This window comes from Proteobacteria bacterium CG1_02_64_396, from assembly GCA_001872725.1.
In the GTDB taxonomy this organism is placed as follows: domain Bacteria; phylum Pseudomonadota; class MNWR01; order CG1-02-64-396; family CG1-02-64-396; genus CG1-02-64-396.
Genome location: MNWR01000100.1, coordinates 1 through 14454, shown reverse-complemented (window position 1 = coordinate 14454; position 14454 = coordinate 1). Strand labels below are relative to the sequence as shown.

Here is a 14454-nt window from a genome sequence, read left to right as displayed (position 1 = left end):
GACGGTGGTGGGGGCGGGGGTCGAGGGGGTGTTGGGTGAGGCGACGGTGAGTTTGAAATCGCCGCCGTGGCCGTCGTCGGACCAAACCTTGACCCGCCAGGGGCCGGGTTGGTCGGGGATGAACACCACCCGTCCGGCGGCGTCGGTCCGTCCCACCGCGAAGGGGATCGTCTCGTCGCCCCGGTAGAGTTCGAAGGCCGAAAAGTCGAGGGGGTTGCCGTCGGCGAACCCCACCGCAACCACGGTTGCCTGCCCTTGGGTCACCTGGTGGATGACGTCGTGCGCCCATGCGGGCAAGGGAAGGAGCAGCAGCAGGGGGAGGAGGAGACGTCTGCTCACGGTGCGATCTCGAATTGCAGGGTGGCGGTCCAGATCGTCTGGTCGGCCTCGGGGCCGGGGAAGGGGCGCTCCAGGCTCGCCTCGATCAGCTGCACCCCCCCCTCCTTGAGGCGGATGTTGATGTGCCCCGCGTCGTCGCTCACCCCCCGTGGATCGCCCCGGTAGGCGACCGTGACCCCGGCGACCGGCTGCCCGTCGAAGGTCGCCAGCAGGTGGAGTTTGTCGTCGACGCCAAGCGCCAGGGGGTTTTCCAAGGGGCTCAGCTCCAACCCCTTGCCAGCGAGGGGTTGAGTCAGTTCGGGGCGCCAGGAGGCGATCCAGGTCAGCGCCTCCCGCGATTGCCAAGCCCGTATCGCCCCCGGCACCTCGTTTTTCGGTTGGGGTTTCGTGCCGTAGACCGTCTTGCTCCAGAAGGTGGGGGTGAGGTTCACCGCCCATGCGGCGCAGTTGTGGGTGAAGCGAAAGGGGAGGGCGGTCGGGGGGGCGGGATGGTCGGGCGCCCCTTGGTTGGGCAGGCAGGTGGCGGTTTGGGGGGGGGCCATCTGCGCGTCGAGCAGCGCCACCCCCTCGTGGCCCGAATGCTGGTGGCCGTAGTGCAACACCGCGCCGTCGGGGAGGGGGTCGAACCACAGATCGTGGGCCTGGGCCGGTGCAGCCAAAGACAGAGCAACCAGAAGCAGGAGGTACCGCATGACAACCCCGTATCCGAATCTCACACTGTGAACACGAATTGATATTCCGTAATACGAGGGTGCGTCAGGAGGGGGGGAAAGGCAAGGGGGTAGGCCGCGAGGGGTTTTGGACGGGGCTTGAGTAGGCGCCCTGAGGCGATGTGGTAGGAGCGCCACCCCGGCGCGATGGCGTTTGAGGCGACGCGGTAGGAGCGCCGCCCCCGGCGCGATCACGTCCCGCCCCCCCGCCGCGTCCCCATCCCCCCCAGCGCGGTCGCCCCCGCGACCGCTGGATCCCCGCCTGCGCGGGGATGACGCCGGGATGGGGGTTTCGGGTCAGGCCTGGACCGACGCAGGGGTCACTGCGCGTAGGAGGCCACCCCGTGGCCGAACCTCAAGTCTGAAAAAAGGCCTCCTGCCTATGAATCAGCACGCTCCGCCAAAAGCGTCGTTTTTGCTCCGCTTGCAAAACCGGCAGAGCCTCGGCGACTCAGATCGCCTCCTACGACAGCGCACCATTTGGGCATCCCATTCCTGGGCCGTCCAGAAGCGCTTCATAAATCAGCGCTTCCTTAGCCGTTTTGTGCCCGGTAGAACACCACCCCCACCCGTTCGATGTGCGTGCGCAACCCTGCATGATCCAGCGCCGCGAAGCTCGAAAGGTCGATGGTGTAGGGGAGCAGCAGGTCGTCCAGGGCGTCGGCGATCTTGGCCAGAAGATCGGAGTTGAGGTTGGGGCCAAGCAGGGTCAGGTCGATGTCGGAGCCCGGCTTATAGTTGCCCTTGGCTCGCGAGCCGTAGAGCACCGCTTGCTCGACCTCGGGAAAGAGGGCCAATACATCTCGAATCTTGTGAACCGTGGCGTCGCTCAGACCGTGGTTCATGGGGCCTCGTGTGCGTCGCGCAGGGCGGTGAAGCGTTGGGCAAGGCTTACGAACGCGGGGTAGAAACGATAGAGAATGTCGTCGGCGACCGCCTGGGCGATGTCGGGGCTGTAGGTGTGGGAGGTCAGGTTGCGATCGGCGATCATTTTCATCCAATCGTCGCCCTGTTCGATCAGTCCGTTTTTGAAGGCGGAGCGGGTGGCATCCTTGGAGCCGATCAGCCCATTGATGCCTTGGTATTCCTGGTAGTCCTTCAAGAGGTTCCAGGCCAGTTCGTGGGTGAACTCAAAACTCTGGATGAGCCCCTGCTGTTCCAGCTTGGTCAGTGCCCGGATATGCGACAGCGCCACGGCCTCCACCAGGGTTTGGAAGGCACGAAGGTAGTTGTCGAATCGTTGAATCCAGCGGATGTCGTGAGGCTCGTTTGCGTTCATGGGCGTCCTCATGCAAGGCGGGCGACCGGCGTACCTGGGCGATCAAGGGTACAAAGCAATCGCCTGTGTCGACAGGCTCAAGACGAGCGCGTGTAGTGATCATCGTCCTGTTCGACGGGCTTGAATCGCAGAGCGTCGTTAAGGAAATGCTGATTAAAGGCCTCCTACCTTGAATCAGCACGCTGCGCAAAAACCAAAAGCTTCGGCGACTCAGGTCGCCTCCTACGACAGCGCGCTATTTTGGCAGCCCATCCCTGGGCCACCCAGAAGCGCTTCATAAATCAGCGCTTCCTTAGCCTTACTCGGCCCCCTCCCGATCCAGCAGCGGCCCCATCGCCGTCATCAGGCTGTCCATCAAACGGGGGTGCTCCAGCTCTTCGCGGGCCAGCAGCGCCTTGATGTGCTCCCGGGTGGTCGGCATCCGCAGTTCAACCTCCCCCTCCTTGCGCTCCTCCATCAGACAGGCGGGGCAGTTCTCCTCGATGACGGGGATTCCCGCCTCGGCCACATAGGCCCGGTTTTGCCGCTCGCGCACCAGCGCCATGGGGCGGATCACCCGCAAATCCCCTTCGCGCACCGCGTAATTGGGGGCCATCGTCCAGAGCTTGCCGTTGTAAAAGGCGCTCATCAAAAACGATTGGGCGATGTCGTCCTGGTGGTGGGCCAACGCCAGGACGTTGTACCCCTGGGTGCGGGCAATTTGGTACAACAGACCCCGTTTCAGGCGCGAACAAAACGAGCAGTAGGAGGCGTTTTTGATGTGTTTGCGGGCGCGGGTGAGCAGGTCTTCCCGCGCCATGTGGAAGGGCAGCCCCAGGCTTTGCACGATCTCGTGCAGCGGTTCGGGATCGTAGCTGTCGGTCAGGGGGTTGATGTTGGCGACCCCCAGCTCGAACCTCACGGGGCTGGCCCGGTGGAGGTGGCGCAGCACCAGCAGCAGCGCCATCGAATCCTTACCCCCCGACAGCCCCAGCAGCACCCGATCCCCTTCGCGGATCATGTTCCAGCGCCGAATCGCCTCCCCCACCGGTTTGAGGATCCGTTTGGGTGGTTTGCCCTGAGCCCACTGGGGAAGGGTGGCGCGGTCTTGATCGGCGGCAAGTCCCTCGGGGTGGGTGGTGACGAACTGGGTGCTCATGGGTGGCCTTGGCGGTTCGGATCGTTGGATGAAGCGGGTGAGGATCGGATTTGGGGGAGCGCTGATTAACCCGACCCGAACGCCCCCGTCCGTGAGCGTCCCCCCCTTGTCAAAGGGGGGGCAGGGGGGATTTACAGGCGCTTCAATGACGGAGTTTTGCCTTGAATCGGCGCCTCCTTACAGCAGCACCCGCTCAATCCCACCCTTGTTCAGCACATGGTTCACAAACCGCTGCTCCCAGCCTTTGCCCAGCACGGTGGCCGCCATCTCGGTGACGACGTACTCGGCTTCGGCTCCGGTCTCGTCGGCCAGGCGGCTCAAACCCTGCAAACAGGCGGGGCAGGTGGTGAGGATCTTGCGGTCGCCGCTTTGAATCGGGATCGCTTCGATCTCCTCCTCTTTGCGGTGGCGAATCTTGGCCGCGATGTCGGGACGGGTGACGGCGAGCGTCCCCGCCTCGCCGCAGCAACGTTCGGGGTGGCTCACCCCCTCACCGATCAAGGTGGCCAAGGTTTTCTGGGCCCCATGGTGTTTCAGCGGGGTGTGGCAGGGCTCGTGGTACATGTACTGCCTTCCGGCAACCCCCAATCCACCATACCCCCGCTCCAGCAGCAACTCGTGGATGTCGACGATGCGGCAGCCGGGAAAGATTTTTTCCATCTCGTAGATCATCAGTTGGTCGAAGCAGGTGCCGCACGAAACCACCACCGTCTTGATGTCGAGGTACGACAGCGCGGTCGCCATGCGGTGGAAGAGCACCCGGTTTTCATAGGTGATGCGGTCCGATTCGGGGGCGTCCCCCGCCGTGCGCGAGGGGTAGCCGCAGCACAGGTAGCCGGGGGGGAGCACGGTGCGGACTCCGGCGTGGTGCAGCATCGCCAGACTTGCCAGCCCCACATTCGAAAAGAGCTTTTCGGAGCCGCAGCCGGGAAAGTAGAAGACGCTCTCCATCGTCTCTTCGTCTTTGGCCACGTCGCGCAGAATCGGCACCGTGTTGCGGTCCTCGATCCCCAGGCTCGCCCGCATGGTTTGGGCCGGAACACTCGGCATAGGCCGCTCCATAAAGCGGATCACCTGGGATTGAATCCCTTGGCCGGTGGGGGCGAACTTGCGGTGATCCTGCTTCTGGATCACCCCAAGCCCCTTGAGCCACAGGCTTACCGTGCGCTGCGCCTTCATGCCGATGCGCATCATCCCCAGTCGCATGGCGTTGACCGTCCCCGGCTGTTTGGCCAGCAGGAAGGCCATCGCCAGTTTCTTCATGGGGCGCAGGCTCGCCTTGCCCTTGGCCCGCAGCAGGTCGCGCAACTTCTGGGTGACGTCGCCGAAGTCGATGTCGACCGGGCAGGGTTTCTCACACGAGTGGCAGACGGTGCAGTGGTCGGCCACCTCTTCGAGCATTTCGAAGTTCTGGAACGAAATCCCCCGCTGGGTCTGCGCTTCGTAAAGGAAGGTTTCGATGATGAGGCCGGTTGCCAAAATCTTATTGCGCGGGGCGAAGAGCATGTTGCCGCGTGGATGGTGGGTGTGGCAGACCGGTTTGCACTTGCCGCAGCGCAGGCAGTCGGAGATCGACTCGGAGAGCTCTTCAAGGTCGGCCGCCTTCATCAGCAGCGCCTCGTGTTCGAGCAGCGAGAACGAGGGGGTGTAGGCAAAGGTGAGATCGGTGCCAGGGACGAGTTTTCCCCGGTTGAAGCGGTCGTCGGGGTCGATGGTTTTTTTGTATGCGACCATCGCCTGCTTGATGTCGCCCCCCAGGTAATCGAGCTTGGTCAGCCCGATGCCGTGCTCCCCCGAGATCACCCCATCGAGCGCCTCGGCCTTGGCCATGATCTTTTCCACCACCTTGTGGGCGGTGCGCATCATTTCGGCGTGGTCGGAGTTGAGGGGGATGTTGGTGTGGACGTTGCCGTCGCCGGCGTGCATGTGGGTGGCGATCACCACCCGACCGCGCAGGATGGCGCCATGGTTGGCCTTGATCCGGTCGGCCACCTCCCTCCATCCGTCGATGATCTCCAGCAGAGGCGTCTCCAGGCTTTTGCGGTAGGAGATGCGGATCTCGCCGCGCTGGATGAGGCGGAAGAGCGGCTCGCTGCCCGCCTGGGGAATCCCCTCTTGCCCGGTCATGGCGGCCAGATTACGCACCAGGTCGGGGTGCACATTGGCGGGCACGTCGAGCACGTCGAGCACGTTTTGCCAGACGTCCCGCACTTGCTCGGCCAGGGCGGTGCACTCAGCCAGTTTTTCGAGCAGATAGCCGTCTTGCTCGGGTAGGTCGGTGAGCTGGTCGTCGTCGGTCAGATCCAGCCGTAGCCGCTCGAACAGGGCGACCAAACCGGCCGCTATGTCGACCTTGTTGTGGGTCGACAGCTCGATGTTGAGCCGCTCGACGTAGTCGGCGTATTCGGTCAAGCGGGGGAGCGGAATGACCACATCCTCGTTGATCTTGAACGCCTTGGTGTGGGCGGCAATGCGCGACATCCGCCCCCGGTCGGCCCAGAAGAGATTGCGTGCCTCTTGCCCCACCGCCACGAATCCCTCGCCGTCGCGCCGGTTGGCCAGCGCCACCATGGCGTCGCAGGCCTTGGCGACCGCCCCCTCGTCGTTGCCCCCCACGTCGATGATGAGTCCCATCCGGGGCGGTTTGCCCCGGCGCGACTTGGTTTTGTAGCCGATTGCCTTGACGTACTTTTCGTCGAAATGCTCAAGCGCCGTGAGGTGGATCCCCTCGATCGTGGCGACGTAATCCTTGATCTCGACGATGGCCTGCACCGGTTCGGTCAGGTCGATGGGGAAGAACTCCAGCAGCACCGTGCGGGTGTGATTGAAGGGTTCGTGCAGGACGAAGGTCGCCTGGGTAATGAGCCCATCGGTCCCCTCTTTTTGAATACCGGGCAGCCCCCCGAGCGGCTTGTTGGTGACATCTTTGCCCAGCCCCTCTTTGCGAAAGATCGAGCCGGGCAGGGTGAGAATTTCGGCCTGGCCCCGTTGGGTGACCCCGTCGCATTCAAAGCGGGTGATCCGAAAGGTGGCGATCCCGTCGGCGGGGATGCGGGCCATGTTGTGGTCGAGCCGCACGACCTCCATGAAGCCGCCGTCGGCGGTGACCAGCCGGTAGCGCAGCAGGTTGTCGAGGCAGGTTCCCCACATCACCGCCTTTTTGCCACCGGCGTTGGTGGCGATGTTGCCGCCGATGGTGCAGGCCCACAGCGAGGTGGGATCGGTGGCGAAGATCAGCCCACCCGTTTTTTTGGCAGCCTCGGTCACCCGTCCGTTGACCGCCCCCGATTCGGCGGTGATGGTGTGAATGACCCGACCGGCCAAATCCCCCGATTCGATGGTGTGGGTCGCAACCTCGCCGATGTGATCGAGCTTTTCGGTGTTGATGACCATCGTATTGGGGTGCAGCGGCACCGCCCCGCCGGTTAATCCGGTTCCGCCCCCACGGGGGATCACCACCAGATCGAGCTCCTTGGCGGCGCGAATCAGGCCGGAGATCTCGAATTCGCTGTTGGGGGTGACAACGACGAAGGGGTACTCGACCCGCCAGTCGGTGGCGTCGGTGACGTGGGAAACCCTGGCGTAGGGATCGAAGTGGATGTTGTGTTTTTTGGTGTGGCGGGCCAGCACCCGCAGCGCCTTAACCCGTTGGGCCTGGGTCTGCCTGAAGGCGTTGTGAAAGCGGGCGACCGAGGTGTGGGCGGCGGCGAGCAGGGCGGTGACATCCTCGTTGTCGTGGGCGCCGGTCTGAATGCGGTTCAGGCGGTCGCTATGCAGCGACTGCATCTCGGCCCGCCGCTTGGGGTTGTCGAGCAGGTCGTCGAAGAGGTAGGGATTGCGGACCACCACCCAGATGTCGCCCAGGATCTCCATGAGCATCCGGGCCGACTGGCCGGTGCGGCGCTGCGCCCGTAGGCGATCCAGTCGCTCCCAGCTTTCAGCCCCCAGCAGCCGCAGGACGATCTCCCGGTCGGTGTAGCTGGTGTAGTTGTAGGGTATTTCGCGAATACGTGGCGCGTCGGGTTGCATGGTTGCCTCCACGGCCCGGTGGTGCGGGGGCCGAGTCGATCTCAGGAAAATGGGCGGGATCCTAGCACTGCGAGGAGGTGGGATCCATAACCGAGTTTTTTGGTGGGTTTTTATCGGGGTTGACAGATCGCTGGGGCACGTTCGATTTGTCCGACGAACAACAACCAGGGGTGCCCACCCCTCCCTTTTGGTTTAGGCTTCGCCCCCATTTTGGCCTTGTATAGGCTGGGCTCCCCATTGACCACGAGAGCATCCGCTGTGAACGAGAACGCCTACATCCGTAAATTCTTCATTGTTGCCGGTCTTGCCTTAAGCATCGGCGCCGTTCACGGCGTCATCATGACCACCCCGACGGGCCAGAACTTTCTGGAGGCCTCCTTCCGGGCCGGTCACCAGGTCGATCCTCTGGCGCTGGGCCACATCTTCAATCTGGGTTGGGTCACCTTCTCGATCATCGGATTGATCTACTACGCCATCCCTGCCGTTTTTGGCCGTCCCATTCACTCGGTCAAAATCGCCGACGTCAGTTTTTGGTTCATGCTGGCCGGCGCGGTGACCATGTATACCGGCTGGATCTACCTCGGCCTGTCGGAATGGGCGCTGATGCGCGACCAGGGGATGCTCTATGCCGAGGCCAAGGCGGCGATGGGGGCGAAGATCCACATCATCTCGGTGGGCGGCACCCTGCTGACCATCGGTTACTGGAGCTTCTTCTACAATCTGTTCCGCACCTTCTTCGAAAAGAAGTGACCCCATGAATCGCCCTCTGAATTGGCTCGTCGTCTGCGGCGTCGCCCTGCTTTTGGCCGTTCTGCTCCCTCTGGGTATTTGGCAGATGGAGGAGCGCAGCGCCGAAATGTTGGTGGTGACCACCGCATGGCTCAACCAGATGGCCCATCCGGCACTGGTTTCGTTCGTTCCCGATGTGCGGCTGTTGCTGTTCTGGCCGGTGGTGCAATTCGTCAACGCCAACTCTACCGTCCTGTATTCGGCGATGTTTTTGCTCACCGCCATCGGGCTGTGGCACCACGCCATCGGGGTACGGCGGCGCATGGGGGCCGAAGCGGCGTTGCTGGTTCCGGCGGTGATCCTCGTTTCCGCCTCGTTTTGGAGTGCCGCCAGCAGTCTGAGCGGCGGGCTGCTCGCCTTGATTCTGATGCTGATGCTGCAAATGTTTGCCGCTGGCGCCGGGGAGGGGAACAAGCTGGTGTCGGGCAAACATGTGGGGGCCTGGTTCGCCTTCCTCGGGTTGATCTCCATCGACCGGGGCTGGCTGGTCATGTTCGTCCCCATGCTTGCCTATGCGGTGGTGGTCGGTCGCACCCGCGCCCCGCGCGGCTGGAGCAGCCTGCTGGGTGGTAGCCTGCTCGGCGCCATCATCCTGACCTACATGTACGGATTCGATGTCACCTTCACCCTGAGCGCCGCCTTCCCCGCCTTTGCTCAGGCCCTGCTCGGGCCGGTGCTGGGTGGCTTTGGCGCCAATCTGCTCGGCATCGTGTTGTGGATCGCCCTGCTGGTCGCCTTTTTCGATTGGCTGCGCGGTCGCACCGCCGAACTGGCCCCCTGGCTGGGGCTGGGTGGGGTGCTGCTTCTGCCCTTCGTCGCCCCCGAGCAGTTGGTCGGGCTGCTCCCCTTGATGGCGGTGGCGCTGGTCCATGGCCTCAAATCGATCAGCGCCGGACTCGGCCCCAAGGGTGAGAGCTGGGTGGTGATGGGAATCCTCGGTGTGATCTGGACCCTGAACGGCATCGGCGGCAAGGCGCTGCTGGCCGAGGGGTTCATTCCCCAGGACGGGCGCAAGGGGCTGGAGGCGACCGTCGATTGGGTCGCCAAGAATGTGCCGGAGGGGGCCCACATGATGGGGGTGCTCCCCGGCTTCATGACCATGGCCAGCGGCCACACCACCGTGCCGCTGCCCGAAAATTGGGATCCCGAGCACTTCAAGGCGCTGACCGAGGGGTTCAAGGTCGGCTACCTGGTCCTCAGCCCCGATGTGGATCAAAACGGCACCCTGGCTTTTCAACGCTTGATCTACCCCATGGTTTCAGAAACGTGGGAGGTCGCCTTCATGAGCACCGGGGGGATCGTCTTCGCCAAACAGGGTTACGAGGTGCCCAATCTGCCGCTGCTGGTCGACGAGGATCCCGAGCCGGGTCAGTCGGGGATCATCGAGGCGCCCAAGAAACCGGCCCCTGCCCAGACGGAGGGCGAGGGTGAACCGGCCCACTGATTGGGCCACGACCGAGAACGCCGCCGGGGTCACTCCCGGCGGCGTTTGCGTTTGGGGGGGGGCGGGGGTCGTCCCCTGGCTCTTCTTCGTCTCGGGGCTCTCCTCGCTTGCCTTCGAGCTGCTCTGGGTGCGGCAGGTCATCGCCCTGACCGGGTTGCCGCTCTGGGGGGTCGGGGTGGTGATCGCCGCCTTTATGGGGGGGCTGGGGCTGGGGGGGTGGACGCTGCGCCACCGTTTGACCCACCTGCATCCGCTGCGCCTCTACGGGCTGTTCGAAGGGGCCATCGGACTGCTCGCCCTGCTCATGCCGTTGTGGTTGGGGGGGGTCGCCGCCCTGGCGCTCCACCTGCCCGATCACCCCTTGGTTGCGTTGCTGTTGTGGCTGCTGGCGCTGGCCCCCGCCACCGTCTTGATGGGTGCGACCCTGCCGGTGCTGCTGCGGCTTTTCCCCTTTGAGCCCGCCGCCACCGGGCGGCTCTACGCCGTCAACGCCTGCGGCGGCGCCCTCGGAGCACTGCTCCCCGATCTGCTGTTGCTCCCCGCGTTGGGTTTACACGGCGCCCAGGTTGTCGTGGCGCTGCTGCCGCTGACCGTGGGGGGGATCGCCTGGTGGCTTTCGCGACGAGCGCCCCCCGTTGCCGCAGACGTCCCCCCTCCCGCCGCAACCCTTCCCCCCACCCGTTGGTTGGTCGCCTATGGACTGTGCGGCGCCGCCACGGTGGCGGTCGAGGTGGTCTGGACCCGGTGGTGGAGCCTGCTGGTCGATCAAACCGCCACTGCGCTGGCGTTGATTCTGGCGGTCTTCATCGCCGGGATCGCCGCCGGATCGGCCTGGGGGCGCCATCGCAGCGACGAACCGGGTCGTCTGCTCGTCATCCTCATCGCCCTGCTCGCCCTGCCGGGGCTCGGCATGGCGCTGCTCGGTCCGCTGGTACGCGCCGTTGAGCCCGACATTGCCCCCATGAGTCTGCTGCTGCTGGGCGGGCTGCTGGCGCTGTTGTTGGTGGGGCCGGCGACCTTCGTGATGGGCTGGCTCTTCCCCGCCGTGGTACGCGCCGTGGGGGGTGGGGGAGCGGCGGCCGGGGCGCTTTATGGCGTCAACGCGCTGGGTGGGGTGGTCGGCACCTTGGCCATCGTGTTGCTGCTGCCCGATTTGGGCAGCAAAGGGGCGGCCCTTCTTCTGAGCATACTGCTCGCCGCTTCGGCCCTGCTCTGGAATCCCCGCCGCTGGTTGGCGCTACCCGCCGCTCTGGCCGGGGGGGTGATCTGGCTACCGGGGCTCGATCCCCTTATGACCACCAGCGACCCCCTCTTTGTCGCCCGCCAAGCGACGGTGCAGTGGCAGGGGGAGGATGCGACCGGATTGCGCGAGGTGGCGCAAGATGCGCAGGGGGTGCGTTACCTCATCAACGGTCGCCGCCATTGGGATGCCAGCCTCGATGCGGTGGCGCTACGCCAAGAGCGCCGCCTGGGAATCGCCCCGGTTGCCTGGGCGGGTGGCGCTTCGCTGCCCGAACGGGCGCTGTATTTGGGGATGGGCAGCGGCATCACCGCCTCGGGTGCGGTTCTTTTAGACATTCGAGATGTCACCATTTTGGAACTCTCTCCAGCCGCCATCGCGGGGGCCGAGAAGCTCGGTACCCTGCCGCCAGGGGCGACCGTCATTCCCGGCGACCTGCGCCGCTTTCTGCTGCGCTCCACCGCGTTATGGCCGCTCATCGTCGGCGACCTCTTCCATCCCGACCTGGCAGGGGCGGGCAACCTCTACGCGGTTGAGCATTTCGAGCTGGTAGGGGCGCATCTGACCGACGATGGCCTTTTCGTGCAGTGGCTGGCGCTCAACCAGTTCGACCCCGAGGCGCTGCGTACCGCGGTCGCCTCGTTTATGGCCGCCTTCCCCCAGGGTGAGATGCACCTGATGGGGGTCCATCTGGCGCTGCTCAGCAGGCCGGCCCGCATTGCCGAATTCCCTTGGCCCGCCGAGGCGCTACGTCGGAGCGATCTGAGCGGCCACCGCGATTTGGCCACCCGTTGGTGCGCGCTGCCATCCCTCGACAAGACCCTGGCTTCAGCTCCCCGGCAGCGGCTGGGGCAGCCGATTTTGGAGCAGGCCGCCTTTCGGCTGCGGGCCACCCCCGAGATGGAGCGTCTGGGGCAAAACCTCAAGATGTTGCTGAGTTGGTGGCAGCAGGGGGCGGGGGAACCCGACCGGCTGGCGATTGCCGCCCAGGCCGCCGCCACCATGCAGGCGCTGGCGGGCAGCGGCGAGCAGGAGGGGGCGATTCTCTACCGTGCTTGGGAGGGGAGCCACTTGCCGTTGGTGGGGCGTGCGCTCTTAGAGCGTTGGCAGGCCGATCTCGAAAACCTGGCCGACAACCCCGACCCCCGCGCCCGACAGATCGAGGCCAAACTCAAGGGGTATGTGGCGCCGTTGCAACAGGCGTTGGAGGGGCCGTAAACACCCGGCCAGCGGGGAGAAACGCCGCCCTCCAGGGGGTACTTGGTGGGGGCGGGGGTTGGGGTGATTGGGTTGCCCCTTCATTCGCGGTCGGGGACCGCTCCTACAAAAAGCCACCCCAAACCCCGACCGTCGTCTTTGCCTGAGGGAGGCGACTTCTGTCGCCGAAGCGAAGCTGCGTTGTTGGGTTGTGCCCAGGTTGGGGCGCCGGTATTCGGTGTTGCTCTTTGGAGGGCCACGCTCCGTCGTGGCCGCCTTTCTGCACCCCAAGGATAGGCGGACGCGACACAGCACCTCCCGTTCGGGGCACATCGTGGGGGCGGGGGTTGGGGCGATTGGGTTGCCGCTTCATTCGCGGTCGGGGACCGCTCCTACAAAAAGCCACCCCAAACCCCGACTGTCGTCTTTGTCTGTGGGAGGCGACTTCTGTCGCCGAAGCGAAGCGTTGTTGGGTTGTGCCCAGGTGGGGGCGACGGTATGCGGTGTTGCTCTTTGGAGGGCCACGCTCCATTTGCGGACAAACGTCCGCTCCCAAAAAAGGCAAGGTCGAAAGGGGTGCACCATGAACTTTGAACCTTTTACGATGCTGGTCACCAGCCTCGACGACGAGGCGTGGGCTCAGCAGATCGCCGCCACACTGATCGCCGAGCGGCTGGCCGCCTGCGTTCAGGTTTCGGGACCGGTGACCAGCCACTACCGCTGGGAGGGCAAGCAGGAACAAGCTCGGGAGTGGTTGCTCACCTGCAAAACCCCGCCGGAGCGGGCGGCGGATTTGGTGGAGCGGCTGCGGGCGCTGCACCCCTACACCCTGCCCGAAATCGTGGTTTTGCAGGGCCAAGTTCAGGCGGCGTATGGGGCCTGGGCGCGAGGGGAGACGACGTAAGCAGTCAAAGCAACGTGAATGGGCGAAAACCCAGGCCAACAGGGAGGCTTATGACCTACCAGCGCAATCAAAACCCAGAACAGAAAGCCCGCGACACCATCGACGCGCTGCTCAGGCAAGCGGGGTGGGTTGTGCAATCGGTCGGCAAACTCGATCTAAGCGCGGGGTTGGGGCAGGCGGTGCGCGAATACCAGACCGACGTTGGCCCGGCGGATTACGTGTTGTTCGTGGATAAAAAAGCGGTGGGGGTGATCGAGGCCAAACGGGTGGAGGAGGGGCATCGTTTAACCGTTCACGAGGCGCAAACAGCCAGTTATGCCGCCGCCAAACTCAAGTGGGTCAACAACGAACAGCCGCTGCCGTTTTTGTACGAAAGTACCGGGGATGTCACCCGTTTCACCGATGGCCGCGATCCCAAACCGCGTTCGCGCGAGGTGTTCAACTTCCACCGCCCCGAAACGATCAAGGAATGGTTGTCGCAAGGTGATTCACTGCGCGCACGTTTGCAGCACATTCCCGAACTCAACCCGAACAAACTGCCCGCCAAGGAATTGCGCCTGCGCGATTGCCAGGAAACCGCGATTAGCAATCTGGAAACCTCGTTCAAGGCCGACCGCCCACGCGCCCTCATCCAGATGGCGACCGGTGCGGGCAAGACCTACACCGCCATCACCTCCATCTATCGCCTGCTCAAGCACGCGCACGGTAAACGCATCCTGTTTCTGGTGGATACCAAGAACCTTGGCGAACAAGCCGAGCAGGAAATGATGTCCTATGTGCCGATTGACGATAACCGCAAGTTCACCGAGCTCTACAACGTGCAGCGGCTCAAGTCTTCGTTCGTCGCCAAGGATAGTCAGGTCTGCATCAGCACCATCCAGCGGCTGTACTCCATCCTCAAAGACACACCGCTCGACGAAGCCACCGAAGAGATCAACCCCGCCGAGTTGAAGCTGGGCAAAGAGCCGCTCCCCGTCGTCTACAACGAAAAAGTCCCGCCCGAATTTTTCGACTTCATCTACATCGACGAATGCCACCGCTCCATCTACAACCTGTGGCAACAGGTGATCGACTACTTCGATGCCAGCCTGATCGGCCTCACCGCCACGCCGGACAACCGCACCTACGGCTTCTTCAAAAAGAACGTGGTCAGCGACTACAGCCACGAAAAAGCCGTGGCCGATGGCGTGAACGTGGGCAATGAAGTCTATGTGATCGAAACGCAGATCACCCAGGGCGGCGGTGTCATCCCCGCGCATGTGCAAGTGGAGCGGCGCGAAAAACTCACGCGCAAAAAACGTTGGGAATTGCAGGACGAAGACGAAGCCTATTCCGCCACGCAGTTGGATCGCAACATCGTCAACCCCGACCAGATCCGCACCGTC

Annotated in this window: 10 protein-coding genes and 1 pseudogene; 5 read left to right on the top strand and 6 right to left on the bottom strand. The window is 64.0% G+C overall.

Annotated elements, in window-relative coordinates; genetic code table 11:
• The 6 genes from AUJ55_11835 to AUJ55_11810 all read right to left on the bottom strand — a co-directional run.
• Window positions 1-339: hypothetical protein (locus AUJ55_11835; protein OIO54512.1), on the bottom strand; the 339-nt coding region annotated here is incomplete at its 3' end.
• Window positions 336-1031 carry a hypothetical protein gene (locus AUJ55_11830; protein ID OIO54511.1) on the bottom strand — a complete coding sequence of 232 codons (696 nt, stop codon included), beginning with the start codon at window positions 1029-1031 and terminating at the stop codon, window positions 336-338. The genes AUJ55_11835 and AUJ55_11830, both read right to left, overlap by 4 nt.
• A gap of 551 nt (window positions 1032-1582) precedes the next feature.
• Complete coding sequence (locus AUJ55_11825) at window positions 1583-1894, bottom strand: hypothetical protein (protein OIO54510.1); 312 nt, start codon at window positions 1892-1894, stop codon at window positions 1583-1585.
• The gene (locus AUJ55_11820; GenBank protein ID OIO54509.1) at window positions 1891-2328 is read right to left on the bottom strand and encodes a nucleotidyltransferase; all 438 of its coding nucleotides are present in this window, start codon (window positions 2326-2328) and stop codon (window positions 1891-1893) included. Before AUJ55_11820 ends, AUJ55_11825 begins: the two co-directional genes overlap by 4 nt.
• A 298-nt stretch (window positions 2329-2626) precedes the next feature.
• On the bottom strand, window positions 2627-3367 hold the full coding sequence (locus AUJ55_11815; GenBank protein OIO54513.1) for a tRNA 2-thiocytidine(32) synthetase TtcA: 741 nt from the start codon (window positions 3365-3367) through the stop codon (window positions 2627-2629).
• 276 nt (window positions 3368-3643) lie between these two features.
• Window positions 3644-7495: an FAD-linked oxidase gene (locus AUJ55_11810; GenBank protein ID OIO54508.1), complete on the bottom strand. Its 3852-nt coding sequence runs from the start codon at window positions 7493-7495 to the stop codon at window positions 3644-3646.
• A gap of 258 nt (window positions 7496-7753) precedes the next feature.
• Here AUJ55_11810 and AUJ55_11805 point away from each other — a divergent pair, with 258 nt between their 5' ends.
• From AUJ55_11805 to AUJ55_11785, 5 genes and pseudogenes are all read left to right on the top strand, one after another.
• Entirely contained in the window at window positions 7754-8245 is a 492-nt protein-coding gene (locus tag AUJ55_11805; GenBank protein OIO54507.1) for a hypothetical protein, read from the top strand.
• Between the two features lie 4 nt (window positions 8246-8249).
• The gene (locus AUJ55_11800) at window positions 8250-9728 is read left to right on the top strand and encodes a hypothetical protein (protein OIO54506.1); all 1479 of its coding nucleotides are present in this window, start codon (window positions 8250-8252) and stop codon (window positions 9726-9728) included.
• Window positions 9712-12186 (top strand): hypothetical protein, encoded by a 2475-nt coding sequence (locus AUJ55_11795; GenBank protein ID OIO54505.1) that lies wholly within the window; start codon window positions 9712-9714, stop codon window positions 12184-12186. The genes AUJ55_11800 and AUJ55_11795 overlap by 17 nt, the downstream gene beginning before the upstream one ends.
• Window positions 12187-12748: 562 nt before the next feature.
• On the top strand, window positions 12749-13069 hold the full coding sequence (locus tag AUJ55_11790; protein OIO54504.1) for a hypothetical protein: 321 nt from the start codon (window positions 12749-12751) through the stop codon (window positions 13067-13069).
• Between the two features lie 50 nt (window positions 13070-13119).
• Window positions 13120-14454: pseudogene (locus tag AUJ55_11785) on the top strand (restriction endonuclease subunit R).

Coding starts and splice junctions, on each gene's coding strand:
- AUJ55_11800 (OIO54506.1), top strand. CDS start 8,250: ATGAATCGCCCTCTGAATTGGCTCGTCGTCTGCGGCGTCGCCCTGCTT.
- AUJ55_11820 (OIO54509.1), bottom strand. CDS start 2,328: ATGAACGCAAACGAGCCTCACGACATCCGCTGGATTCAACGATTCGAC.
- AUJ55_11790 (OIO54504.1), top strand. CDS start 12,749: ATGAACTTTGAACCTTTTACGATGCTGGTCACCAGCCTCGACGACGAG.
- AUJ55_11825 (OIO54510.1), bottom strand. CDS start 1,894: ATGAACCACGGTCTGAGCGACGCCACGGTTCACAAGATTCGAGATGTA.
- AUJ55_11810 (OIO54508.1), bottom strand. CDS start 7,495: ATGCAACCCGACGCGCCACGTATTCGCGAAATACCCTACAACTACACC.
- AUJ55_11830 (OIO54511.1), bottom strand. CDS start 1,031: ATGCGGTACCTCCTGCTTCTGGTTGCTCTGTCTTTGGCTGCACCGGCC.